We start from the raw sequence: 23,317 nt of genomic DNA, 5'->3' as shown, positions 1-23,317 counted from the left end.
ACTTTTGGTCCCCCGGCGGAAGGCTAAGCCAATCCGATTGAGCGCAACAGGGGGCGCCTGGCCGGATTAGCGTGAATCATGGCGCGGACTGGCTGTTCCTGTCCTGCTGGGGGGCATTGGGAGCGCTTCCACCAGATTCCTCCGCCGCAGGCGCCTCGGCAGACGCCTCCGGGTCGCCCGGCTCGGCCGCCGACGGCTCGTCGTCCCGCTGGTGCGGGAAGCGCTCGGGCAGCCGGCGCAACCGGGCGTTCATGTTACGGATCAGCAGAACCGTGGCGATAGCCAGTACGGTGATCAGGAAGAGACCCATCGGTCCGGCCAGGCCGCCGGTCCGGGTGTCACCGAAGTTGTTCTCCGCGAGCACCTGCGCAGCGGTAAGCATGACTGGAAATCCTCCGATGTGGCGGCCTACCCCCTTACGGTACGCCTAGCCTCGGTTCACCGGACCTGCGCGGTCTCCCGAACCCCGGCGAAGAGGTCCGACTCGGGCAGCGGACTGTCGACGACCGAGCGGACCAGCTCGAAGTCCTCGGTCGGCCAGGCCTGCTGCTGCAACTCCATCGGCACGTGGAACCAGAAGCCGTCCGGGTCGACCTGGGTGGCGTGGGCGCGCAGCGCGTCGTCGCGGACCGGGAAGTAGTCCGCGCAGGGGACCCGGGTGGTGATCCTCGGCCCCTTGTCCGGCCGGTCCTCCCACCGCTCCAGCCACTCCGCGTACGGCGACTCCGCGCCCCGGGCCAGCATCGCCTCGTGCAGCGCCATGATCTTCGCCTTGGAGAAGCCGATGTCGTAGTAGAGCTTCAACGGCTGCCACGGAGCACCCGACTCCGGGAAGCGCTCCGGGTCACCGGCCGCGTCGAACGCCGCCACGCTGACCTTGTGGCACATGATGTGGTCGGGGTGCGGGTAGCCGCCGTCCTCGTCGTAGGTGGTGACGACGTGCGGACGGAACTCGCGCATCAGCTTGACCAGCGGCGCCGCCGCGACCTCGACGTCCTGGAGCGCGAAGCAGCCCTCCGGCAGCGGGGGCAGCGGGTCGCCCTCCGGCAGCCCCGAGTCGACGAAGCCGAGCCACGCCTGCTCGACGCCGAGGATGGCCCGGGCGGCGTCCATCTCGGCCCGGCGGATCTCGGCGATGTTGGCCCAGACGTCCGGCCGGTCCAGCTTCGGGTTGAGGACACTGCCCCGCTCGCCGCCGGTACACGTGACGACGAGGACCTGCACCCCTTCGGCGACGTATTTCGCCATGGTCGCCGCGCCCTTGCTCGACTCGTCGTCGGGATGGGCGTGCACGGCCATCAGACGTAGCTGTTCTGCCAACTCAGGTGCTCCCTCGTGATGCCCCGGGCCGGGCTCGGCCCCCCGTCCCCCTCGAACGCCCGCCCTCCGCTGACCGGTGGTCTGCTGACCCGTGGTCTGCCGACCGGTGGCGGACCTGCCAGAGCCGGCCCGGCCGCCGATGAGAAGATGGGCGTACCCATTCTTGCCGATGCCACCGACAACAGTCCCAGGAGATACCCGCCGGTGTCCGAGACGCCCGCCACACCAGTACCGACCGCCCCGGTGTTCCCACCCGGCCGGTACGGCCACCGCCGCGCGCAGCGGCGCCGCCGGCCCTGGGTCGCGGCACTGCTGGCGGTCGCCCTGCTGGTGGTGATGAGCGCCGTCTCCTACCGCCTCTACCGGCAGTACGGCGACCCGAACTACGACGCCCAGGTGATCACCTACACCGAGATCACCGACAGCCAGCTCGTGCTCGACTTCCGGGTCACCGTGCCGGCCGGCGGCTCGGCGATCTGCGTGCTCCGGGCCCGCTCCAAGGACGGCGCCGAGGTCGCCCGCGAGGAGGTACGGGTCGACGCCGAGCCGGGGCAGCGGCACCTGACCGCCCGGCACCGGTTGGTCACCACGGCCCGGCCGATCCTCGGCGAGGTGCTCCGCTGCCGCCCCACCGGATGAGCCCGAACGGCTGACCGCCGGCCGGCACCGGCCGCCCCGACGGTCGGCCGAACCGCGCTCCCGAGCCTCGCCGACCGGCGGCCCGAGCCACCCGGCGCGACGGCGTTCCGGCCGCCCGCAGCGCCCCGGCCTGCGCCGGCCACCGATAAATGACGTGGCGTCCGGTGTGTAGCGCACTGGTAACTTGGTAATTCGTCCCTGTCCACGACTACCCGAGGAGATCGTCTGTGTCCACGACCGACCGCGAGGCAGCCACCTGGCTGTCGCAGGAGGCCTACGACCGGCTGCAGGCGGAGCTCAACGAGCTGATCGCCGGCCGTCCTGCGATCGCCGCGGAGATCAACGCCCGGCGCGAAGAGGGTGACCTCAGGGAGAACGGCGGTTACCACGCCGCCCGGGAGGAACAGGGCAAGCAGGAGTTCCGGATCCGTCAGCTACAGGAACTTCTCCGTACCGCCCAGGTCGGCGAGGCGCCGGCCGCGGACGTGGTGGCGCCGGGCTGCGTCGTCACGATCCACTTCGACGACGACACCGACGACACCGAGACCTTCCTGCTCGGTTCCCGGGAGATCGCCGCGACCACCGACCTGACCGTCTACAGCCCGGAGTCGGCGCTCGGCAAGTCCATCCTCGGCGCCCGGCCCGGCCAGACCGTCACCTACACGGCGCCGAGCGGCGCGGAGATCAAGGTGACGGTGGTCCGGTTCGAGGCGTACGGCGGCTGACCGGCAGCGGCCCGTCGGAGGCGGCGGGCCGGGACGTCCGACCCAGCCGGCTCAGCCCGGCTGGGCGACGTCGACCTGGTAGCCGCAGCCGCGCAGCGCACTGATCAGCCGGTCGGAGTGCTCGGAGCCCCGGGTCTCCACCGAGAGCGCCACCTCGACCTCACCGAGCCGCAGGTGCGGGTTCTGCCGCTGGTGCACCACGTCGACCACGTTGCCCCGGTGCTCGGCGATCATGCCCAGCAGCGACGCCAACTGGCCGGGCCGGTCGGCGCAGCGCACGGTGATCCGCAGGAAGCGGCCCGCCGAGGCGAGCCCGTGCTCGATCACCCGCAGCATCAGCAGCGGGTCGATGTTGCCGCCGGAGAGCACCGCCACCACCGGCGGCTCGACCTGCACCGCGCCGGACATCAGCGCGGCCACCCCGGCCGCCCCGGCCGGCTCCACCACCTGCTTGCCCCGTTCCAGCAGCATCAGCAGGGCCCGCGAGATGTCCTCGTCGGCTACCGTCACGATCTCGTCCACCAGCTTGCTGACGTGCGCGAAGGTGACCTCACCGGGCCGGCCGACCGCGATGCCGTCGGCGATCGTGGCGAAGGCGGGCAGCCGTACCGGTTCGCCGGCCCGCAGCGACGCGGGGAAGGCGGCGGCACCGGCGGCCTGCACCCCGATCACGCGTACGTCCGGGCGGAGCGCCTTGGCCGCCACCGCGATCCCGGAGACGAGTCCGCCGCCGCCGACCCCGGCGATGATGGTCCGCACCTCCGGGCACTGCTCCAGGATCTCCAGCGCCACCGTGCCCTGCCCGGCGATCACGTCCGGGTGGTCGAACGGGTGGATGAAGACCGCACCGGTACGGTTCGCGAAGTCCTCCGCCGCGACCAGTGACTCGTCGACGGTGTTGCCGACCAGCTCCACCCGGGCGCCGTACCCCTTGGTCGCCGCCACCTTCGGCAGCGGCGCGCCCACCGGCATGAAGACCGTGGCGGCGGCGCCGAGCAGCCCGGCGGCGAGTGCCACCCCCTGGGCGTGGTTGCCGGCGCTGGCCGCCACCACCCCCCGGTCGCGCTCCGCCGCCGAGAGCCGGGCGATCCGCACGTACGCGCCCCGCACCTTGTACGACCCGGCCCGCTGCACGTGCTCGCACTTGAGCCAGACCGGTCCGCCCAGCGCGGCGGAGAGCGGCCGGGACGGCTCCAGCGGAGTGACCCGGACGACGTCGGCGAGCAGTTCGCGGGCGGCGGCGACCTCGGCGAGTCCGACCAGCTCCGTCATGCCCCAGATCGTCGCATCCCGCTCCCGGGGTGTTCGCGTCGGCGGTACCGGCGTGCCGGAGGTCACCCCGCCGGCCGCCGTCGACGATCGTCGAGGCGTTCTACCCTCTCGCTCGGGCCGTTCGTTCGGACGGCGTCACCCCCGCCCGGTGCCCCGACCGGCCGTCGGCGGGCCGGACCGAAGACGGGGACGGAGCCTCAGATGTCTGCCGGTACCGAGCCGATCTCCGAGCAGGGTCCGGCGGCGCTGGACGGCGCGCAACCGCCACCGCTGCCCTGGCGGGACGTCATCCGGCTCCGGTTGGCGGCCGAGCCGCAGGGCCGGGCGGAGTCGCTGGCCCGGTACGCTGGGTGGCTCGGCTTCGGCGCCGGAGTGCTGCTCTGCTGCCTGTTCCTGGTCGTCGTCCCGGCCACCGCCTGCACGGTGGCGGCACCCTGCCACCCGGACCGGGTCGGCAACGTCATCTTCGGGCTGGTCGGCAGCCTGCCGCTGCTCGCCCTGGTGCGGCTGGAGTTCGCCGGGGCGGCGGCCGGCACGTCGCTGGCCGTCACGCTCGGCTACGAGCTGACCCAGTCCGAGCACCTGCCGCCGTGGTTCTATCCGCTGCTCGTCGGGTACGCGGTCGGCTGCGGGCTGCTCGCCCGGCTGGCCCGGGGCCCTGCGCGGTACCGGGCCGGGTTGCGCGACTGGCACCGGCGGGCCCGGCTCGCCGTACCGCCGTCGCCGGCACGGCTGCCCCGCCCGCCGCTGGGTACCTCGGTCGCCGCCACCCTGCTGCTCGTCGCCGCGCTGGTCGTCGCCGGCTGGACCGGCCTGCGGCAGAGCGAGGTCGACGACCAGCAGCGCCGGGCGGAGATCGTCACCGCGACCGTGCGCGCGCACCCGTCCTGGGCAGAGGTCGACCTCGACCTCCCCGCCGGCCGGCCGCCCGCGCGGCTTTCCGTCCTCGACGCGGCCGCCTATCCCGTCGGCTCCACGGTCGAGCTGGCGGTGGACGACGCCGGCCTGCGGCAGCTCGTCACCGAGCCGTACGACCTGACGCCGTGGCTGGCCCTCGTGGTGGTTCTCGCACTGCTCGGGCTCGGCGTCGGCTGGCGCGCTGCCGCCCGGGTACGCGCCGGGCGCCGGTTCTTCCGCCGGCCGCAGCCGGTCAGCGGCGTACTGCTGCACCAGGGCGTCGACCGGGTGTACGTCTACGCCGGCGAGGGTCCGGAGGTGATGCCGCTGGCCGAGATCGAGGTACGGGAGCGGCTCACCCCGACGGTCGGCACCGAGCCCGGCCCGGCGGTACTGCACGGTGTGCCCGTACCCGGGCGGTGGGGCACGGTGACGGTCGACGGCCGTACCCTCTCGCCCACCGGTCCGGTGCTGCTGCCCGAGCCGACCGCGCCGTGGCTGACCACCCGGCGCCGCCGGTCCGGGGTGCCGGTCCGGCCCCGTCGCCCGGTCCCGTCGTTCCGGTCCGGCCGGGGCGGCGGCGCTTAGCCGGCCGGGGTGGGCACCCGGGGCCAGTCCGGCGCGTGCCGCCGCCACGGGCCGGCCAGCTCGAACTGCCCGGCCACGCCGAGCAGCAGCAGCTCCGAGCCGGGCGGGCCGACCAGCTGCACTCCGACCGGCAGCCCGTCCGGGCGCAGCCCGACCGGTACGACCAGCGACGGCAGGCCGGCGAGATTCCACGGCGCGGCGTACGGCGCGTAGCGGATGCAGGTCAGCAGGTTGGACCGCCACGAGCGGGTGGCCCAGCCAAGGGCCGGCGGAGGGGCGCTGGCCAGCGCGGGAGTGAGCATCAGGTCGACCGAGTGGTCGCCGAAGAAGTTGACGCTCCGCTCCCGCCACCGGGTGCGGTCCTGCTCGCGTACCAGGCCACGGCGCTGTGCCCAGCCGCCGAGGGCGGCGTGCCGGCGGCTGCGCCGTTGCAGGGTGGCGGGGTCGAGACCGGCCGCCTCGACCTCGTTCGCCGCCGCCGCCAGCCAGGTGGCGACGCCGCGCAGCCCCAGCGAGGTCGGATAGACCGGGTCGACCGAGACGGTGTCGTGTCCGGCCACCGCCAGCAGCTTGGCGGCGGCGCCCACCGCGTCCCGGTTGGGCTGGTCCGGGCGTACCCCGGCCACCGGTGAGCGGAGCGAGACGGCGACCCGGAGCCGCTCCGGCGGTACCAGCTTGTCCGGCCGGCGTCCGGCGAGCACCGCGAAGCCGACCGCCGCGTCCGCCACGGTGGTGGCCAGGATGCCCTGCTCGGCGAGGCCGTACCAGTCGTTGGCGCCGAGCTGGCTCGGTACGACGCCCCGGCCGGGCTTGAGCCCGACCAGCCCGCAGCAGGCGGCCGGGATCCGGATCGAGCCGAGTCCGTCGTTGCCGTGCGCGATCGGCACCATCCCGGAGGCGACGGCCGCCGCCGAACCGCCGGAGGAGCCGCCCGGGGTCCGGTCGGTCGCCCACGGGTTGCGGGTCGCCACGGTCTCGTCGTCGGTGACCCCGAAGAGCCCGAGCTCGGGCATCCGGGTCACCCCGACGATCACCGCTCCGGCGCCGCGCAGCCGCCGGACCACCTCGTGGTCGGACTCGGCGACCGGGGTACGCGCGGCTGCCGACCCGTTCCAGGTCGGCAGCCCCGCGACGGCGGTGTTCTCCTTGACCGCGATCGGCACCCCGGCCAGCGGCAGGTTCGCCAGGTCGTCCTGCTCGTCGACCTTCTCGGCCTCGACGATCGCCTCGCCACCCCGGACCACCCGGAACGCGGACAGCTCGCGGTCCGCCCGGTCGATGTGGTCGAGGTGGTCCGCCACCACCTGGGTGGCGGAGGCGTCCCCACGACGGACGGCCCGGGCGATCTGTTTCGCGGTCGCGCCCACCCAGTTCGGCGTGATGTCCTGCACGGCCAACTCCCCATCGGCTTGTCCGCAGCGCCGTCCGGGCGGCCGGACAGCGGTCATCCGAGCGCCTGCTCCAGGTCTGCGAGTAGGTCGTCGGCGGTCTCGATGCCGACAGACAGTCGCACGAGATCGGCGGGAACTTCAAGCGGCGAGCCGGCGGCACTTGCGTGTGTCATCCGGCCCGGATGTTCGATAAGCGACTCGACTCCGCCCAGTGACTCGGCGAGCACGAAGAGTTTCGCCCGGTCGCAAATCCGTACGGCGTGCTCCTCGCCACCGGCCGCCCGGAACGAGATCATGCCGCCGAACCGGCGCATCTGCTTCGCCGCGACCTCGTGCCCGGGGTGTTCCGGCAGGCCCGGGTAGAGCACCTGGGACACCGCCCTATGCCCGTTGAGATAGTCGGCGATCCGCTCGGCGTTGTCGCAGTGCCGGTCCATCCGTACCCCGAGGGTCTTCACCCCGCGCAGCGTCAACCAGGCGTCGAAGGGCCCGTTCACCGCGCCCATCGCGTTCTGGTGGTAGCGCAGCTCCTCGCCGAGCGCGGCGCTGGCCGCGACGAGGGCGCCCCCGACCACGTCGGAGTGCCCGCCGACGTACTTCGTCGTCGAGTGCACCACCACGTCCGCGCCGAGCGCGATCGGCTGCTGGAGGTAGGGCGAGGCGAAGGTGTTGTCGACGACCAGCAGCGCGTCGACGTCATTGGCCAGCGCGGCCAGCCCGGCGATGTCGGCGATCCCGAGCAGCGGGTTGGTGGGGGTCTCCACCCAGATCACCCTCGTCTGGCCGGGGCGGACCGCCGCCCGGACCGCGTCGACGTCGGAGATCCGGGCCGCCGTCCAGCTCAGTCCCCAGCGCTCGGCGACCCGGGCGAAGAGCCGGAACGTGCCGCCGTACGCGTCGTCCGGGATCACCACGTGGTCCCCCGGGCGGCAGACGGTACGCAGCAGGGCGTCCTCGGCGGCCAGCCCGCTGGCGAAGGCGAGCCCGACCGGGCCGCCCTCCAGCGCGGCGAGGCACTCCTGCAACGCGTCCCGGGTCGGGTTGCCCGACCTGCTGTACTCGTAGCCGAGCCGGGGCGCGCCGACGGCGTCCTGGGCGTACGTGCTGGTCTGGTATATCGGCGGCACCACCGCCCCGGTGCGGGGCTCCGGCTCCTGGCCGGCGTGGATGGCGAGTGTCTCGAAGCCGTGACTCATTTGCAGAAGGCTAGCCTGCACTGGTGGCGGGGTGCGTGTTCTGCGGGATCGTGGCGGGCGCGGCGGCGTTCCGGGTGGTCGACTCCCCCGACGGGGTGGCCTTCCTCGACGTCCGCCCGGTGTTCAGGGGGCACTTACTGGTGGTGCCGCGCGCACACGTCGAGACGCTGGGCGAGCTGCCGGACGAGGCGCTGCCCGGCTACTTCCGGCTGGTCCGGCGGCTGGCCGTGGCCGTCGAGGAGGGGCTCGGCGCGGGCGGGACGTTCGTGGCGATGAACAACCGGGTCTCCCAGTCCGTGCCGCACCTGCACACCCATGTCGTACCGCGGACGAAGGGCGACGGGCTGCGCGGCTTCTTCTGGCCCCGCACGAAGTACGCCTCGGACGCCGAGGCCGGCTCGTACGCCGACCGGATCGCCGCCGCGCTCACCGAGTAGCCGCGGCGGAGGCGGCCCGCCCCGGTGTCGCCCGCCCGCCCCGGCTCCGCCGCCGGTGGTACGCGACGGCGACCGCCAGCAGCAGCGGCCCCCAGGCCACCAGTGGCGCGTACGTGACGGCCACCACCACCTGCGCGCTGCCCTCCAGCGTCGCCGTGCCCGCCTCCCCGATCGCCGGCCGGACCGGCCCGACGAGGTCGAACAGGGACTCGACCAGCAGATAGCCGCAGAGCCCGATCAGCACGCCCGCCCCGGTGACGGCCGGTACCACCGCCGCCCGGATCGGCACCCGCCGGCCGCCCAGCAGCGGCAGCCAGCCCGGCAGCCGCTCGCCCCAGGGCCGGACCAGGCCGACGGTGAGCAGCGCCAGCCCCATCGAGACGAGGCTGAGGGAGAGCACGTAGAGCCGCTCGGCCGGCGTGACGGTCACCGAGGTGCCGCCGCCGTCGAGCAGCCCGGCGAGCAGGGCCAGCCGGGACAGCGCCGACGGCAGTACGCAGAGCGGCACCGCGTACGCCGCCCGGACCGCCCAGCGCGGCACCTCCGTGGTCTGCACCGTCATCTCGTCGCCCCCTCCGACCGGCCTGCCCGCCGGATCCCACGATCCGCCGGAGCACCCACCGGCACCTCCCGCCCCAGCGCCATCCGGCTCCCCCGGCCGGGTGAACCCGAGGGGGTGGTGCGGGCCTGGGCGGGTAAGGATCCGGGTGCGTGTCGTGTTACACCCGGCAGAGGTACGAGAGGAGTTCCATCGTGTTCCTACGGCGCACCAATGCCGAGCTGCCCACCCCCGACCAGGCCCTGCCCGGCCGGCCGATCGCGATGCCGATCGCCGACCGGCACGAGGTGCTCGGTACCCCGCTGCGGGGCCCGTGGCCCGAGGGTGCCCAGGTCGCCGTCTTCGGGATGGGCTGTTTCTGGGGAGCCGAGCGGCTGTTCTGGACGCTGCCCGGGGTGATTTCCACCTCCGCGGGCTACGCGGGCGGTTATACGAAGAATCCGACCTACGAGGAGGTCTGCTCGGGCCGGACGGCGCACGCCGAGGTGGTCCAGGTGGTCTACGACCCCTCGAAGATCGGTTACGAGGACCTGCTCAAGGTCTTCTGGGAGAACCACGACCCGACCCAGGGGATGCGGCAGGGCAACGACGTCGGCACGCAGTACCGGTCGGCGATCTACACCACCACCGAGGAGCAGGCCGCGGTCGCCCGGGCGTCCCGGGACGCGTTCGCGCCGATCGTGGCGGGGGCCGGGCACGGCGAGATCACCACGGAGATCGCCGAGCTGGGCGACTACTACTACGCCGAGGACTACCACCAGCAGTACCTGGCGCCGACCAAGAACCCGGGCGGTTATTGTAATCATGGCCCCAATGGCCTGACTTGTCCGGTTGGCGTGGCCAAGACCGCGTAGCACCGCAGGCTACCGGGCCATCGGCCCGGTAGCCTGATCCACCAAGCCTCAAATTTGTACAGACTTCACGCCAGTAACTGCCTATACTTCGAGCATGACTGTCGTGCCCTTCACCGACGCTCGCAACCGCCTCTCAGAACTCATCGACGAGGTGACCTCGACCCATGAGCGGATAGAGATCACCAAACACGGCCACACCGCCGCGGTACTCATCTCCGCCGACGATCTCGCGGCTTTGGAAGAGACGCTGGAGGTCCTGTCCAGCGCTGAAGCCATGCGGCAACTTGCCGAATCCAAGGCAGCCGTCGAAGCCGGTGACGTTCTCGACGCCGACGAACTCGCGGCGTTGATGGCGAAGCGGTCGAAGCAGGCACGGTGACTGGCCCGGCCTCCGACCGCTACCGACTGCAGGTCGCCGGGCCGGCCGCACGCGCCTTGGCCGGGCGGCTGCCAGAGAAGATCGCCGCAGCCGTCTACGAGTTCATCACCACCGCCCTCCTCGACAACCCGCATCGCGTCGGCAAACGACTGCTTCTGCCACCGTTCCAGGGAACCTGGTCGGCCAGACGGGGCACGTATCGAGTCCTCTACGAGATCGACGAGGACGACCGCGTCGTGACCGTGACGGCCATAGAACATCGCGCCGACGCCTACCGGTCGCGTTGATTCGAAGGCGCGAATCAGCACATCACTGTTCGTCAGAGTCCAAGAACCCGAACGGGTACTGCAACCACGGGCCGAACGGGCCGACCTGCCCGGTCGGGGTGGCTCGGACCGGGGCGTAACCGCCGGGACCCGCCCTCCGCGCGGAAGTGTGGCCAAAAACCGTTGCCGGGGCCGTCCGGGGATGGATAGCGTGGCCGTACACGGGAAGGGAGGTGGTCCGAGCTTTGTATAGCAACAGGACTCGTGAGGTGGCTGTCCGCTAGCCGCTGTCCTTGACAGTTTCGGTGTCCGCCGCAAGCGGGCAGTTGCAAGTCGTCGAGACCGTGTGGCAGCGGTGCGGCGAATCCACGACAGCCACCCGACCCCCGGGGCGAGCCGGCCACAGTCCAGCCGGCCCTCGCGTGACGACCGTCACGCGGAACCCCGGGGGTCGACCATTTCTCCGGTCGACCGCCGACGCCGTCGACCGGTACCCCCTCGAAGAGGCCGCCGTGTCCGTACGTGAGCTGGCGGTGCTGGGCACGGCCAGCCAGGTGCCGACCCGGCACCGCAACCACAACGGGTACCTGCTGCGCTGGGACCGCGAGGTGATCCTCTTCGACCCCGGCGAGGGCACCCAGCGGCAGATGATGTTCGCCGGCATCCCGGCCGGCGACCTGACCCGGATCTGCGTCACGCACTTCCACGGCGACCACTGTCTCGGCCTGCCCGGGGTGATCCAGCGGCTCTCGCTGGACCGGGTGCCGCATCCGGTCGACGCGCACTATCCGGGCGGCGACGCGCACTTCTTCGCCCGGCTGTGGCACGCCAGCTCGTTCCACGAGACCGCCGAGCTGCGCGAACTGCCGGTGCTGCGGGACGGCCAGACCTTCGAGACCTCCGCCGGCACGCTGCTGGCCCGCCGGCTCCGGCACCCGGTCGAGACGTACGGCTACCGGCTGGTCGAGCCGGACGAGCGGCGGATGCTGCCGGACCGGCTGGCCGGGTTCGGCGTCCGGGGGCCGGCGATCGGCGAGCTGATCCGGGCCGGTCACGTCCACGTGGCCGGCCGGCGGGTGACGCTCGCCGAGGTGAGCGCGCCGCGTCCCGGCCAGCGGTTCGGCTTCGTGATGGACACCGGGCTCTGCGACGGGGTCTTCGAACTGGCCGACCGGGCCGATCTGCTGGTGATCGAGTCGACGTTCCTGGCCGAGGATGCCGCGCTCGCCGCCGAGGTCGGCCACCTGACGGCGGCCCAGGCCGGCCGGGTGGCGGCCGAGTCCGGGGTACGCCGGCTCGTGCTGACCCACTTCTCCCAGCGGTACGCCCCGACGTCCCGGGCCGGGCTGCCACCGGCCGCCGAGCGTTTCGCGGCCGAGGCCCGGGAGCACTTCGACGGTGACCTGGTGATCGCCGAGGATCTGGCCCGGGTGGCGGTGCCGCCCCGGGTGGCGGTCAGCGCGGCAGGGTCGCCGCCAGCCGCTTCGGCGCCCTGATCCGCCACGACTCGGTGAGCAGTTCGCTCAGCTCGACCGGATCGGCGGTGTCGAGCGCGACCACCACCATCGGATAGTTGGCGTAGTGCGCCGGCACGGTGTAGGTCTGCGGCGCCGCCGCGAGCAGCGCCTCCCGCTCGTGCGTGAAGATCGCGATCCGCTCGCCGTCCTCCAGCAGCCGGGCGAAGAGCTTGCCCCGGATCTTGCAGGCGGGCGTCCCGTATGAGATGCCCTGTTCCACCTCGGGTAGCACCGACACCAGATCACACACTCTGTCCCAGGTGACCATATCGGCCACGTTACTACGATCAACTAATGACCCTCACTCTGCGCCCGGCGGTGACCGCCGACCTGCTGGCGATCGGCGACCTGCACCACAGATCGCGTGCGGCGGCGTACCGGGAGATCATCCCGGCGGACGCGCTGGCGGCACAGACCGGCGAGATGATGGGGCGGTACTGGGCGGAGCGTTGGACCTACGAGCGGGACACCCACCTGATGACGGTGGCGGAACGGGACGGCCGGCTGCTCGGCTTCACCTATCTCGGGCCGCACGACCCCACCGAACCCGTTTCGGCCGGCCCGGACGTCGGCGAGCTGTACGCGATCCACCTGGACCCGGCCGTGCAGGGCCACGGGGTGGGCCGGACCCTGATGGTCGACGCGCTGGCGAAGCTGCACGCCCGGGGCTGGCGCCGGGCCGTGCTCTGGGTACTCGTCGACAACGCGCACGCCCGGAACTTCTACGCCCGGGGCGGCTGGGTGCCCGACGGCGTCGAGCGGGAGGGCGCGATCGGCCCGGTGCTGACCCCACAGCTGCGCTACGCCCGCGACCTGCCGTAGCGCGGGTCAACGACGGCTCCCGCCCGGACGGGACGGGTCGGCGGATTTCGCTCTGGGCGCAGCGGCGCCGGGGATCGACCGGGGTCTGGCCGGCGTTGACCGGCACATGAGCACCGAACGAGCAGAACCGGAGCGTGCCGAGCGGGCCGCTCTGGACGCGTACTCCCAGGTGGTGACCGGGGTGGCCGCCCGGGTGCTGCCCAGCGTGGCCGCGCTGGCCGTACGCGGTCCGCGCGGCGCCGGAGCCGGTTCGGCGGTGACCTTCACCGACGACGGGTTCCTGCTCACCAGCGCGCACGTGGTGGACGGGGCGGCCGGCGGGCAGGCCACCTTCGGCGACGGCGCCGAGGCCCGGTTCGACGTGGTCGGCACCGACCCCCTCTCCGACCTGGCCGTACTCCGGGTCCGGGCCACCGCCGCCCCGCCCGCCGAACTCGGCGACGCCGACCCGCTGCGGATCGGGCAGCTTGTGGTGGCGGTCGGCAACCCGATGGGGCTGGCCGGCTCGGTCACCGCCGGGGTGGTCTCCGGGCTGGGCCGGTCGCTGCCGGCCCGGGACGGCCGGGTCGTCCGGCTGATCGAGGACGTCATCCAGACCGACGCCGCGCTCAACCCCGGCAACTCCGGTGGGGCGCTGGCCGACGCCGCCGGCCGGGTGGTCGGGATCAACACCGCCGTCGCCGGGTACGGCCTCGGCCTGGCGGTGCCGATCAACTCCACCACCCGGCAGATCATCGGCGACCTGGTGACCTCGGGACGGGTCCGGCGGGCCTGGCTCGGCGTCGCCGGGGTGCCGGTACCGCTGCCGCCGGCGGTGGCCGAGCGCACCGGCCAGCGGCGCGGGCTGCGGGTGGTGGAGGTCGTCCCGGAGAGCCCGGCCGGGGTCGCCGGGATCTACCTCGGCGACGTGATCATCTCGGCCGGCGGCCGGCCGGTGGCGGACGGGCAGAGCCTGCAACGGCTCATGCTCGGCCCGGCCATCGGCACCCGGCTGCCGATGACCCTGCTGCGCCGGGGCGCCTTCGTCGACGTGATCGCGGTACCGGCCGAGCTGGCCCGCTGACGGTCCAGCCGCGCGCGGCGCCGGGCGGGTGCCGGGGTCAGCGGGAGTGCGCACCCAGGTGGGCCAGCAGGTCCTGCCGGGTGAGTACGCCCTTCGGCTTGCCGTCCACCAGCACCAGCGCCGCGTCGGACTTCTCCAGCAGCCCGACCGCCTCGCTCACCGGCTGCCCGCCGCCGATCATCGGCAGCGGCGGCCCCATGTGCCGCTCGATGGTGTCGTGCAGCTTCGCCTGGCCGGTGAAGAGCGCGTCCAGCAGATCCCGTTCGGCGATCGAGCCGGCGACCTCGCCGGTCACCACCGGCGGCTCGGCCTTGAGCACCGGAAGCTGCGAGACGGCGTATTCCCGCATGTAGTCGACGGCGTCCCGGACCGTCTCGGTCGGGTGCACGTGGACCAGCTCCGGGATGCCGTTCGGCTTGCTGTTCAGCGCGTCGGCCACGGTCGGCTCGGTGGCGCTGGTGTCCATGAAGCCGTACCGGGCCATCCACTCGTCGTCGAAGATCTTGGACAGGTAGCCCCGGCCGCCGTCCGGCAGCAGCACCACCACCACGTCGTCCGGGCCGGCCTTCCGGGCCACCTCCAGGGCGGCGGCGACCGCCATCCCGCAGGAGCCGCCGACCAGCAGCCCCTCCTCGCGGGCGAGTCGCCGGGTCAGCTCGAAGGAGGTCTTGTCGGAGACCTCCACGATCTCGTCGCAGATGCCCCGGTCGTACGTCTCCGGCCAGAAGTCCTCGCCGACCCCCTCGACCAGGTACGGCCGGCCGGTGCCGCCGGAGTAGACCGAGCCCTCCGGGTCGGCGCCGATGACCCGTACCGCCCCGCCGGAGACCTCCTTGAGGTAGCGGCCGGTACCGGAGATGGTGCCGCCGGTGCCGACCCCGGCCACGAAGTGCGTGATCCGGCCGCCGGTCTGCTCCCACAGCTCCGGACCGGTGGTCTCGTAGTGCGAGCGCGGGTTCGCCGGGTTGGCGTACTGGTTGGGCTTCCAGGCGCCCGGAATCTCCCGGGTCAGCCGGTCCGACACGTTGTAGTACGAGCGGGGGTCCTCCGGGGCGACCGCCGTCGGGCAGACCACCACCTCGGCCCCGTACGCCCGCAGCACGTTCTGCTTGTCCTCGCTGACCTTGTCCGGGCAGACGAAGACGCACCGGTAACCCCGGGTCTGCGCCACCAGCGCCAGCCCGACGCCGGTGTTCCCGCTGGTCGGCTCGACGATGGTGCCGCCCGGCTGGAGCAGCCCGGCCCGCTCCGCCTCCTCGACCATCCGCAGCGCGATGCGGTCCTTGACCGAACCGCCCGGGTTGAAATACTCGATCTTGGCGAGGACGGTCGCCGGGATTCCGGCGGTCACCTGCCGGAGCCGGACCAGCGGGGTGTCACCGATCAGCTCGATGACGTTGTCGTAGTAGCGCACGACGTTGTGCCCTTCTCGGTGCTCGCCGGCCGGACGGCACTGGCCGGGCACAGGGTCGGTGCTGGTGGCGTGCGGTCGGGGCGAAGGATGGTGGGTTCTCCCGCCAGCGTACGTGCCGCCGGCCCGGCCCGTGGCCGGGGTTCCCCGGCCCGGGGCGGGGTCAGTGCACCACCCGGCCGGGGATCACGGAGTCCCGGGCGGCCTCCCAGGCGAGGAAGCGTTCCGTCTCGGCGAGTACGGCACCGGCCAGCCAGGTCACCATCACCGCGTCGTCGGCCAGGCCGAAGATCAGCAGGGTGAGTTCCGGGAGTACGTCGACCGGGGAGAGCACGTACGCGGTCGCGGCGGTCATCAGGGCGAGCCGCAGCCCGCCGTCGTACTCGCCCCGGGCGGTCGCCGCGATCATGCGGGGCAGGGCGGCGATCCGCTTGCCCAGCGACGGTCCGCCCCGGGAGCCGGCGGTCAGTGCCCGGAACAGCGCCCTGAAGGCGGCAGTTCGTCGAAGTGTCCTGGTGGCCATGTCCGCGCCCTCCTCTGAGTTCATGATGCATCCGAACGCAACCGACCGCTCGTCGGGAAAATCCGGTCGGGATCGAAATCCGGTCGGAATCGGAGAAACGCCGGACGGTCGGCGATGAACCGGCGCTCGCCGGGTACCCGACCGCCACCCTCGGCGGAGGCGGAACGCCGACAGCGCGAGGTGGGCGACCGGGGTTAATCTCGAAGGTCGCGAAGGGTACGGCGTGACAGGCGGGGGGCCTTGATGAGTCCGGCCGGATCGACACGGCGACAACGGTCGCGGCAGCGGAACCTGGCGTCGCGGTGGCAGCCGCGGCGGCCGGCGCGGCGGCACCGGACGGCGTGGGGGGCGGAGCCGGCCCAGCCGGAGTGGTCGGCCTGGCCGGTCGCCCGGCGGGTGGCGAAGGCGACCGCCCTGGGCGTGGGACTGACCGCGCTCACCACCGCCGCCGGCTACGGGCTGCTGCTCGGGCAGGCCCGGCAGGCCCGCCGGGTGATCCCGCTGGCCGAGGCGCCGCCGCCGCGCGGCGACGGTGTCTACGGCGCCAAGTTCCCGGGCGAGCCGATCACGATGGTGATCCTCGGTGACTCCTCCGCCGCCGGCTACGGGGTGCACCGGCCCCGGGAGACGCCCGGGGCGCTGCTCGCCACCGGCACCTCCCGCCGGCTGCGTCGACCGGTCCGGCTGTACCGGTTCGCCGTGGTCGGCTGCCTCTCCGCCGGGCTCCGCCCGCAGGTCGACGCGGCGCTGGAGCGCCAGCCGGACGTGGCGGTGATCCTGATCGGCGGCAACGACGTGACGAACCGTACCCCGCACGCGGTGGCGGTCCGCTACCTCGTCGAGGCGGTACGCGACCTGCGGGCCGCCGGCGCCCAGGTGGTGGTCGGCACCTGTCCCGACCTCGGCGCGATCCAGCCGATCAAGCCGCCGCTGCGCTGGCTGGCCCGGCGGTGGAGCCGGCAACTGGCCGCCGCGCAGACCGTCGCGGTGGTCGAGGCCGGTGGCCTGACCGTCTCCCTCGGTGACCTGCTCGGTCCCCGGTTCGCCGCCGAACCGACCCGGATGTTCGCCTGGGACCACTTCCACCCCTCCGCCGAGGGGTACGCGATCGCGGCGGCCGTCCTGCTGCCGACCGTACTGGCCGCGCTCGGCGCCGGTACCGAGCGGCGCCCCTCGCTCGCCGTCGACCAGGGCGTACGGTCGCTGCCGGCGGCCGCCCACGAGGCGGCCCGGCACGCCGGTACGGAGGTTCGGGGTGTCCGGGTCGGCGGGCACGAGCACGGCCCGGGCGGGCGGTGGGCACAGCTGCGCCGCCGTGGGGCCTGGTTCGGCCACCCCCGGACGGGAGAGACTGGAGGCCCACCGGAGACACCGGCACCGCTGGACGAGGCGACAACCTCCACCGTAGAGGAACGAGCATGACCGGACTCGACATGACGAGCGGCACGGCGACGTACGGGATGACGACCCGGATCGCCCGGGGGGCCGCGGTCACGCTGCTCGCCGGTGCGGTCGGCGGGATGGCGTTACTGGCCGGCGAGGCGTTCGTGGCCCGCAGCCGGCGGTACGCCCGCCCGGAGCTGGGCCTGGCGCTGCGCTCCACGGTCGGCCGGGCCGGCGCGCCGCCGCTGCGGCTGGTGCTGCTCGGCGATTCGGCGGCGCTCGGGGTCGGGGTGGACCGGGCCGACGACACGGTCGGCGGGCAGCTCGCCCGGCTGCTCTCCGAGGGGGCCGGGCCGGGCGGCGCCGGTGAGCGTCAGGTCTGGCTCTCCAGCGTCGGCGTCTCCGGCTCCCGCTCCACCGACCTGGCGACCCAGGTGGCCCGGGCGCTGCTCGGCGAGCGCCCGGACGTCGCGGTGATCCTGGTCGGCGCGAACGACGTGGTGGGGCTGCGCCGGCCGGCGGAGGCGGCGGCGTACCTCGGTGCGGCGGTGCGGCGGCTGCGCGGTGCCGGCGTCCGGGTGGTGGTCGGCACCTGTCCCGACCTCGGCGCGGTCCGGGCCATCGCACCCCCGCTGCGCCAGGTCGCCGGCTGGCTGGGCCGGCAGACCGCCCGGGCGCAGGCCGTCGCCGTGCTGGAGGCCGGCGGCACGGTGGTGGACCTCGCCGCCGAGACCGGTGCGGTGTTCCGGGCCGACGCCGGCACGCTCTGCCACGACGGTTACCACCCGTCGGCCGACGGCTACCGGGTCTGGGCGCACGCCATGCTCCCCGCGGTGGCCCGGGCCGCAGCCGGGACCCGGCAGCGGTAGTTCCGCCCGGCCCGGCCGGCGGTCAGGTGGCGACGGCGACCGCCTGCCGGATCGTCTCGGGCTGTTCGAGCGCCCGCAGCATGCAGTGCGCGACGTCGGCGCGCGGCACGACCAGCCCGCCCCGGACACTCCTTCCGTACGCCGTGCGGTAGGCGCCGGTCAGCGGCTTGTCGGTCAGCCGGGGCGGCCGTACGACGGTCCAGTCCAGGTCGCTCTCCCGGAGCAGCTCCTCCATCGCCGCCAGGTCGGCGTAGGGCTTCCGGAGCACGGTCTTGAGGACCGGACCCAGCAGGTACCGCAGCAGTGGTCCCTCACCCGGGTCGGGCGGTGGTTTCGGGCGGCCCGGAGCGGCGACGGTGGAGATCGGGGCGGCGCTGACCACGACGATCCGGCGTACGCCCCGGGCCCGCATCGCGGTGACGATCTCGCGGGTGCCCCGGGAGGCGACCCCGCTCTCCGCCATCGACCGGGGGCCGAGGCCGGAGAGCACCGCGTCGGCCCGGTGCACGGCGTCGGCCAGTACCGCCGGGTCGGGGTCGCTCAGGTCGGCCGGGACCACCCGTACGGCGTCGGGCTCGCCGGCCAGGCTCGCCGGGCTGCGTACCACCGCTGTCACGTCGTGACCGGCGGCGACGGCCTGCCGGAGCAGGTGTCGGCCGATCCCGCCGCTGGCCGCGAAGACCGTGAGTTTCATGTCGCTCCCAGCTCCCGAGGGGTAGTGAGTGTTCACTTACCTTTAGAGTAGTGAGCACTCACCACCTGTCAAGCGGGGTCGATCCACCCCCGCCGGACACCGACGGAACGAGAGCGATGACCAGCAGAGGCCGAGGCGAGGCGACCCGCGAGCGCATCCTGGCCGCCGCCTCGACGGTGATCCGGGAGCGGGGGCTGGCGCACACCACGACCAAGGAGATCGCCCGGGTCGCCGGCTACTCCGAGGCCACCCTCTACAAGCACTTCACCGGCAAGGAGGACCTCTTCCTCGCGGTCCTGCGGATCCGGCTCGCCCCGTTCATCGGGCTGATGGTCCAGTTGCCGGAGCAGGCCGGCAGCGGCACCGTCCCGGCCCGGCTGACCGAACTCGGCCACCAGATGCTCCGGGTCTACGAGGAGTCGGCACAGCTCGCCATGGCGCTCTTCGCCGAACCGGTACTGCTCGACCGGCAGCGCGAACTGTTCCGCCAGACGGGCGCCGGGCCGCAGCACGCGAACGCCGTCCTCGCCGAGTACCTCCGGCGGGAGCGGGAGCGGGGCCGGCTCGCCCCGACGGCGGACCCGGTGGCGCTGGCCAACCTCTTCCTCGGCGCCTGCTTCTACCGCGCCTTCCTGGTCGCCTTCCTCGGTCCGGCCGGCGAGCAACTCCTCGACCACGATCCCGACCGGTTCGTCGGGGAACTGGTCGCGGCCATGCCGTACCCGTCCGCCCCGCCTGCCCCCGGCCCGGCGGAGCGGCGGGGCGGCTCGCCCGCTGGTGACCCCGGAGCCGAAGCGGGTTAACGTTGGTTCATGTCGACCGCGTCCCCCCGCGAAGCCGTTATCGTCGCAACCGCCCGCTCCCCCATCGGCCGGGCCCACAAGGGCTCCCTGCGTGAACTGCGCGCGGACGACCTGGCCGCGACCATCGTGCAGGCGGCCCTCGACAAGATCCCGCAGCTCGACCCGGCCCAGATCGACGACCTCTATCTCGGCTGCGGCCTGCCCGGCGGCGAGCAGGGCTTCAACATGGCCCGGGTGGTGGCCACCCTGCTCGGCCTGGACACGGTGCCCGGAGCCACCCTCACCCGCTACTGCGCCTCCTCGTTGCAGACCACCCGGATGGCGTTCCACGCGATCCGGGCCGGCGAGGGCGACGTCTTCGTCTCGGCCGGCGTCGAGTGCGTCTCCCGGTACGCCCGGGGCAACTCCGACGCCCTGCCGCCGGAGGCACAGGCACTCGTCGGCGGCGGCTGGCAGAACCCGAGGTTCGACGCGGCCCGGGCCCGCTCGGCGGCCCGTACCGAGGCCGGCGCGCCGGTCTGGACCGACCCCCGGCTCGACGGCGGACTGCCGGACATCTACCTGACGATGGGGCAGACCGCCGAGAACCTCGCCCAGGCGTACGACGTGAGCCGGGCCGAGATGGACGAGTTCGGCGTACGCAGCCAGAACCTCGCGGAAAAGGCCATCGCCGACGGCTTCTGGGCCCGGGAGATCACCCCGGTCACCCTGCCCTCCGGCGAGTGGGTCGACTCCGACGACGGCCCCCGCGCCGGGGTGACCCTGGAGGGGGTGGCCGGGCTGAAGCCGGTCTTCCGCCCCGACGGCCGGATCACCGCCGGCAACTGCTGCCCGCTCAACGACGGCGCGGCCGCCGTGGTCATCATGAGCGCGGAACGGGCCCGCGAGCTGGAGATCACCCCGCTGGCCAGGATCGTCTCCACCGGGGTGACCGCGCTCTCCCCGGAGATCATGGGACTCGGTCCGGTCGAGGCGTCCCGGCAGGCGTTGCGGCGCGCCGGGATGACCATCGACGACGTCGACCTGGTCGAGATCAACGAGGCGTTCGCGGCCCAGGTGATCCCCTCGTACCGGCAGCTCGACATCCCGCTGGAGAAGCTCAACGTGATGGGCGGGGCGATCGCGGTCGGGCACCCGTTCGGGATGACCGGGGCCCGGATCACCGGCACCCTGCTCAACGCCCTGGACTGGCACGACCGGACCGTCGGGCTGGAGACCATGTGCGTCGGCGGCGGCCAGGGCATGGCGATGGTGCTGGAGCGGCTGAGCTGAGCTGACCCACCGGCCCGGCCGGCCGTCGGTGGTGGTGGTGCTCAGAGCGCCTGTCGGACGGCCGCCACCTCGTCGGCCGCGCCGGCCAGCACCGGCGGCGGCGGTCCGGCGGCGACCAGGTCGGCCACCACCACCCGGAGCTGGTCGGGCAGGGCCAGGTCGTTCTCCAACCGGGGTACCGGCCGGCGCGGCTCCCCGGCCGCGTCCGCGCCCAGATCGGCCAGGAGCTGGACCAGCCGGTGCACCAGGTCGGCCCGGGCCGGCCCACCGGACGGGCCCGACGCGGCCCAGCGCGGCGGGGTCCAGTGCCCCACCTGACGGACCAGCAGATCGAGCTGACGGAGCAGCGGCTCGGCCGGGCGGGTGGGTTCGGGCGCGTCCATCGCGGGGAGTCTACGGTCGCTCGGGCTCAGCGCCGTACGTAGCTGAGCAGACGGAGGATCTGCCAGTAGAGGAAGACCAGGCCGACCAGGAGTCCGAACGCGCAGAACCAGGCGTACCGGGCCGGCAGCCCGTCCCGTACCCCCCGCTCCACCAGGTCGAAGTCGAGCACGAAGGTGAGCGCGCCGACCGTGATGGCGACCAGCGCGAAGACGTACGGCAACCAGCCGACCTTGCTGCCGGTGCTGTAGACGACCAGGGCCTCCCGGCCGGAGATCAGGTAGACGGCGAGGTTGACCAGGCTCAGCACCACCACCCCGATCAGCGCCCCGACCACCAGCCGGGCGAACCGGGGCGTGGCGCGGAGCACCCGCAGCCCGTAGAGCACCGCCATCCCGACGAAGACTCCGAAGGTGCCGACGACGGCCTGCACCACGATGCCGGGGTAGACCGCCTCGAAGCCCCGGCTGGCGACGCCGAGCAGTACGCCCTGGAGCACCGCGTACCCGCCGACCAGGATCGGGTTGGTGACCCGCCGAAACGAGATCACCAGGGCCAGGACCAGCCCGGCCAGCGCGGAGCCGAGCGCGGCCGGCGCGGCCCAGCCGTCGGTGACGTACGTCCAGGCGACCGCGCCGGTGGCACCGGTCAGCAGCAGCAGGCCGACGGTACGCACCACCACGTCGTCGACGGTCATCGGCCGGGCGGCCCCGGCGCCGAGGACGCGGTGTTCCACCCGGGCGGTGTCGTCCAGCCGGGTCAGCACCGGGTTGGAACTTCTCACGTCTAACGACAATAAACTAGACAACTCCGGCAGTACCCTGATCCATCCCCCACACCAGCGCGACGCCCGCCCCCGGGAAGCGGGGACGGGCGTCGGTAGGGCCTGGCGGGCCGTCGACCGGCCGCCGGGATCAGATCAGGGAGTCGACTCCGCTCAGTCGTCGCCCTGGAAGTAGCTGAGCAACCGCAGGATTTCGATGTAGAGCCAGACCAGGCTGACCAGGATGCCGAAGGCGGCGGTCCAGGAGTAGCGGCGCGGCAGCCCCATCCGCACGCCCTCCTCCACCTCGTGGAAGCTGAGGATGAAGCTGAGCGAGGCGATCACGATGCAGATCAGGCTGAACCCGATGGCGATCGGGCCACCGTCGCGCAGTCCGGTGTCGACGCCGAAGAGCGCCAGCACGAAGTTGATCAGGATGACCGCGAAGATGCCGACGGTCGCCGCGATCACGCCGCGGATGAACTTCGGCGTCGCCCGGATGGCCTTGGCCTTGTAGAGCCCGGCCATCAGGAAGAAGACACCGAAGGTGGCGATCACCGCCTGGAGGACGATGCCCTGGTATCCGGCGATGACCTCGAAGAACTTGCTGACCATGCCGACGAAGACGCCCTCGACGACGGCGTAGGTGATCACCAGTGCCGGGTTGGCGATCCGCATGAACGAGATCACCAGGCCGAGCACCAGCCCGACCACTGCGGCGCCGATCCAGGCCGCACCGATCGCGCTGTCCGGCACCAGGACCCAGGCGAGCGCGGCGGAGAGCCCGGTGATGCCGAGCAGGGTGACCGTCTTGACGACGACGTCGTCGATGGACATCGGCGCCACGGTGGGCGGCGCGGCGGGGTAGCCCGCGTCCGTCGGGTAGGGCTGCCCGTAGCCGGGCTGTCCGTATGCGCCGGCCGGGGCGTAACCCGCGGCCCGCTCCCGCTCGGCCGCCTGGCCGAGTCGGGCCAGCACCGGATTGGACGTCTTCACTTTGTCAAGCCTCCTGAAAAGGTCGGTGCACAATGCCCGTGCCCTATCCAGGGTAATGCTCCCCGGCGAGGTTGTGGAGATCCACGTCACTCGGCCACCCGGCGGAGGGGTTCGGCCGGCCGGCAGCACGGATAGTGCCCGGGGCGGGGGTCGAACCCGCACGCCTTGCGGCAGCCGCTTTTAAGGCGGCCGTGTCTGCCTTTCCACCACCCGGGCAGGTACCGAATTTCCTCGGTCCTGGTGCCTGCCACGGTAGCGGGTGGAGCCCCACCGGGCGCACCCCGTTCTCGGATCGGC

The 23,317-nt window shown here is 73.2% G+C and carries 27 protein-coding genes, 1 tRNA gene and 1 pseudogene; 15 read left to right on the top strand and 14 right to left on the bottom strand.

Annotated elements, in window-relative coordinates; translation table 11 throughout:
- Window positions 1-76 precede the first annotated feature (76 nt).
- Both C6361_RS20285 and mca read right to left on the bottom strand, forming a co-directional pair.
- Window positions 77-382, bottom strand: a complete 306-nt coding sequence (locus tag C6361_RS20285) for a hypothetical protein (protein WP_107260557.1) — start codon at window positions 380-382, stop codon at window positions 77-79.
- 56 nt (window positions 383-438) lie between these two features.
- Complete coding sequence (gene mca, locus C6361_RS20280; protein ID WP_107260559.1) at window positions 439-1,320, bottom strand: mycothiol conjugate amidase Mca; 882 nt, start codon at window positions 1,318-1,320, stop codon at window positions 439-441.
- 204 nt (window positions 1,321-1,524) lie between these two features.
- Between mca and C6361_RS20275 the strand changes: the two genes are divergently transcribed.
- Complete coding sequence (locus tag C6361_RS20275; protein WP_107260561.1) at window positions 1,525-1,959, top strand: DUF4307 domain-containing protein; 435 nt, start codon at window positions 1,525-1,527, stop codon at window positions 1,957-1,959.
- 227 nt (window positions 1,960-2,186) lie between these two features.
- Window positions 2,187-2,684 carry a transcription elongation factor GreA gene (gene greA / locus C6361_RS20270; protein ID WP_107260563.1) on the top strand — a complete coding sequence of 166 codons (498 nt, stop codon included), beginning with the start codon at window positions 2,187-2,189 and terminating at the stop codon, window positions 2,682-2,684.
- Between the two features lie 51 nt (window positions 2,685-2,735).
- On the opposite strand, the gene ilvA is transcribed toward greA, so the two are convergent.
- A complete protein-coding gene (gene ilvA / locus C6361_RS20265; protein WP_107260565.1) occupies window positions 2,736-3,956 on the bottom strand; it encodes a threonine ammonia-lyase in 1,221 nt (406 codons plus the stop codon).
- 201 nt (window positions 3,957-4,157) lie between these two features.
- On the opposite strand from ilvA, the gene C6361_RS20260 reads away from it, so the two are divergent.
- Window positions 4,158-5,441: a hypothetical protein gene (locus C6361_RS20260; RefSeq protein ID WP_107268664.1), complete on the top strand. Its 1,284-nt coding sequence runs from the start codon at window positions 4,158-4,160 to the stop codon at window positions 5,439-5,441.
- On the opposite strand, the gene C6361_RS20255 is transcribed toward C6361_RS20260, so the two are convergent.
- Both C6361_RS20255 and C6361_RS20250 read right to left on the bottom strand, forming a co-directional pair.
- The gene (locus C6361_RS20255) at window positions 5,438-6,838 is read right to left on the bottom strand and encodes an amidase (RefSeq protein ID WP_107260569.1); all 1,401 of its coding nucleotides are present in this window, start codon (window positions 6,836-6,838) and stop codon (window positions 5,438-5,440) included. The genes C6361_RS20260 and C6361_RS20255 overlap by 4 nt on opposite strands.
- 47 nt (window positions 6,839-6,885) lie before the next feature.
- A complete protein-coding gene (locus C6361_RS20250) occupies window positions 6,886-8,028 on the bottom strand; it encodes a cystathionine gamma-synthase (protein ID WP_107268663.1) in 1,143 nt (380 codons plus the stop codon).
- A gap of 23 nt (window positions 8,029-8,051) precedes the next feature.
- Here C6361_RS20250 and C6361_RS20245 point away from each other — a divergent pair, with 23 nt between their 5' ends.
- Window positions 8,052-8,465, top strand: coding sequence for an HIT family protein (locus C6361_RS20245; RefSeq protein WP_107268662.1), 414 nt, complete (start codon window positions 8,052-8,054; stop codon window positions 8,463-8,465).
- On the opposite strand, the gene C6361_RS20240 is transcribed toward C6361_RS20245, so the two are convergent.
- A complete protein-coding gene (locus tag C6361_RS20240) occupies window positions 8,455-9,027 on the bottom strand; it encodes a hypothetical protein (RefSeq protein ID WP_107268661.1) in 573 nt (190 codons plus the stop codon). The two genes, C6361_RS20245 and C6361_RS20240, sit on opposite strands and share 11 nt — an antisense overlap.
- Before the next feature lie 191 nt (window positions 9,028-9,218).
- Between C6361_RS20240 and msrA the strand changes: the two genes are divergently transcribed.
- From msrA to C6361_RS20215, 5 genes and pseudogenes are all read left to right on the top strand, one after another.
- Complete coding sequence (msrA, locus tag C6361_RS20235) at window positions 9,219-9,878, top strand: peptide-methionine (S)-S-oxide reductase MsrA (protein ID WP_107268660.1); 660 nt, start codon at window positions 9,219-9,221, stop codon at window positions 9,876-9,878.
- 94 nt (window positions 9,879-9,972) lie between these two features.
- The gene (locus C6361_RS20230) at window positions 9,973-10,257 is read left to right on the top strand and encodes a type II toxin-antitoxin system Phd/YefM family antitoxin (RefSeq protein WP_107268659.1); all 285 of its coding nucleotides are present in this window, start codon (window positions 9,973-9,975) and stop codon (window positions 10,255-10,257) included.
- A complete protein-coding gene (locus C6361_RS20225; protein ID WP_107260580.1) occupies window positions 10,254-10,544 on the top strand; it encodes a type II toxin-antitoxin system RelE/ParE family toxin in 291 nt (96 codons plus the stop codon). Before C6361_RS20230 ends, C6361_RS20225 begins: the two co-directional genes overlap by 4 nt.
- A 38-nt stretch (window positions 10,545-10,582) precedes the next feature.
- Window positions 10,583-10,663 (top strand): annotated as a pseudogene (locus C6361_RS20220) (peptide-methionine (S)-S-oxide reductase); the annotation flags it as partial.
- A 372-nt stretch (window positions 10,664-11,035) separates the two neighbouring features.
- Window positions 11,036-12,019 (top strand): ribonuclease Z, encoded by a 984-nt coding sequence (locus C6361_RS20215; RefSeq protein ID WP_107271056.1) that lies wholly within the window; start codon window positions 11,036-11,038, stop codon window positions 12,017-12,019.
- Here C6361_RS20215 and C6361_RS20210 read toward each other — a convergent pair.
- A complete protein-coding gene (locus tag C6361_RS20210; RefSeq protein WP_199853027.1) occupies window positions 11,979-12,278 on the bottom strand; it encodes an MmcQ/YjbR family DNA-binding protein in 300 nt (99 codons plus the stop codon). The genes C6361_RS20215 and C6361_RS20210 overlap by 41 nt on opposite strands.
- A gap of 56 nt (window positions 12,279-12,334) precedes the next feature.
- Between C6361_RS20210 and C6361_RS20205 the strand changes: the two genes are divergently transcribed.
- Together C6361_RS20205 and C6361_RS20200 are read left to right on the top strand one after the other, a co-directional pair.
- Window positions 12,335-12,862 carry a GNAT family N-acetyltransferase gene (locus C6361_RS20205; protein ID WP_107268658.1) on the top strand — a complete coding sequence of 176 codons (528 nt, stop codon included), beginning with the start codon at window positions 12,335-12,337 and terminating at the stop codon, window positions 12,860-12,862.
- Window positions 12,863-12,968: 106 nt separating this feature from the next.
- Complete coding sequence (locus C6361_RS20200; RefSeq protein ID WP_107268657.1) at window positions 12,969-13,925, top strand: S1C family serine protease; 957 nt, start codon at window positions 12,969-12,971, stop codon at window positions 13,923-13,925.
- Window positions 13,926-13,962: 37 nt separating this feature from the next.
- Here the strand turns inward: C6361_RS20200 and C6361_RS20195 are convergent, their stop codons facing one another.
- Window positions 13,963-15,339: a cystathionine beta-synthase gene (locus tag C6361_RS20195; RefSeq protein ID WP_107260590.1), complete on the bottom strand. Its 1,377-nt coding sequence runs from the start codon at window positions 15,337-15,339 to the stop codon at window positions 13,963-13,965.
- A gap of 160 nt (window positions 15,340-15,499) precedes the next feature.
- Window positions 15,500-15,883 (bottom strand): YkvA family protein, encoded by a 384-nt coding sequence (locus C6361_RS20190; protein ID WP_234358910.1) that lies wholly within the window; start codon window positions 15,881-15,883, stop codon window positions 15,500-15,502.
- A gap of 372 nt (window positions 15,884-16,255) precedes the next feature.
- Between C6361_RS20190 and C6361_RS20185 the strand changes: the two genes are divergently transcribed.
- Both C6361_RS20185 and C6361_RS20180 read left to right on the top strand, forming a co-directional pair.
- The gene (locus tag C6361_RS20185) at window positions 16,256-17,281 is read left to right on the top strand and encodes an SGNH/GDSL hydrolase family protein (RefSeq protein WP_107264222.1); all 1,026 of its coding nucleotides are present in this window, start codon (window positions 16,256-16,258) and stop codon (window positions 17,279-17,281) included.
- A 38-nt stretch (window positions 17,282-17,319) separates the two neighbouring features.
- Window positions 17,320-18,111 (top strand): SGNH/GDSL hydrolase family protein, encoded by a 792-nt coding sequence (locus C6361_RS20180; protein ID WP_369931443.1) that lies wholly within the window; start codon window positions 17,320-17,322, stop codon window positions 18,109-18,111.
- Window positions 18,112-18,133: 22 nt separating this feature from the next.
- Here C6361_RS20180 and C6361_RS20175 read toward each other — a convergent pair whose 3' ends face one another.
- The gene (locus C6361_RS20175; protein WP_107260594.1) at window positions 18,134-18,805 is read right to left on the bottom strand and encodes an NAD(P)-dependent oxidoreductase; all 672 of its coding nucleotides are present in this window, start codon (window positions 18,803-18,805) and stop codon (window positions 18,134-18,136) included.
- Between the two features lie 116 nt (window positions 18,806-18,921).
- Between C6361_RS20175 and C6361_RS20170 the strand changes: the two genes are divergently transcribed.
- Window positions 18,922-19,608 carry a TetR/AcrR family transcriptional regulator gene (locus C6361_RS20170; protein WP_107260596.1) on the top strand — a complete coding sequence of 229 codons (687 nt, stop codon included), beginning with the start codon at window positions 18,922-18,924 and terminating at the stop codon, window positions 19,606-19,608.
- Between the two features lie 9 nt (window positions 19,609-19,617).
- Window positions 19,618-20,880: an acetyl-CoA C-acetyltransferase gene (locus C6361_RS20165; RefSeq protein WP_107260598.1), complete on the top strand. Its 1,263-nt coding sequence runs from the start codon at window positions 19,618-19,620 to the stop codon at window positions 20,878-20,880.
- Window positions 20,881-20,921: 41 nt separating this feature from the next.
- On the opposite strand, the gene C6361_RS20160 is transcribed toward C6361_RS20165, so the two are convergent.
- The 4 genes from C6361_RS20160 to C6361_RS20145 form a co-directional block, all read right to left on the bottom strand.
- Window positions 20,922-21,263 carry a hypothetical protein gene (locus C6361_RS20160; RefSeq protein WP_107268656.1) on the bottom strand — a complete coding sequence of 114 codons (342 nt, stop codon included), beginning with the start codon at window positions 21,261-21,263 and terminating at the stop codon, window positions 20,922-20,924.
- A 26-nt stretch (window positions 21,264-21,289) separates the two neighbouring features.
- On the bottom strand, window positions 21,290-22,045 hold the full coding sequence (locus tag C6361_RS20155) for a Bax inhibitor-1/YccA family protein (protein WP_107260601.1): 756 nt from the start codon (window positions 22,043-22,045) through the stop codon (window positions 21,290-21,292).
- 153 nt (window positions 22,046-22,198) lie between these two features.
- Entirely contained in the window at window positions 22,199-23,020 is an 822-nt protein-coding gene (locus C6361_RS20150; protein WP_107268655.1) for a Bax inhibitor-1/YccA family protein, read from the bottom strand.
- A gap of 135 nt (window positions 23,021-23,155) precedes the next feature.
- Window positions 23,156-23,236: transfer RNA gene (locus C6361_RS20145), tRNA-Leu, on the bottom strand.
- Between the last annotated feature and the right edge of the window lie 81 nt (window positions 23,237-23,317).

The sequence above is a fragment of the Plantactinospora sp. BC1 genome (assembly GCF_003030345.1).
In the GTDB taxonomy this organism is placed as follows: domain Bacteria; phylum Actinomycetota; class Actinomycetes; order Mycobacteriales; family Micromonosporaceae; genus Plantactinospora.
Note: the sequence above shows the minus strand (reverse complement) of the source record. Positions and strands in the feature narration are given on the sequence as shown.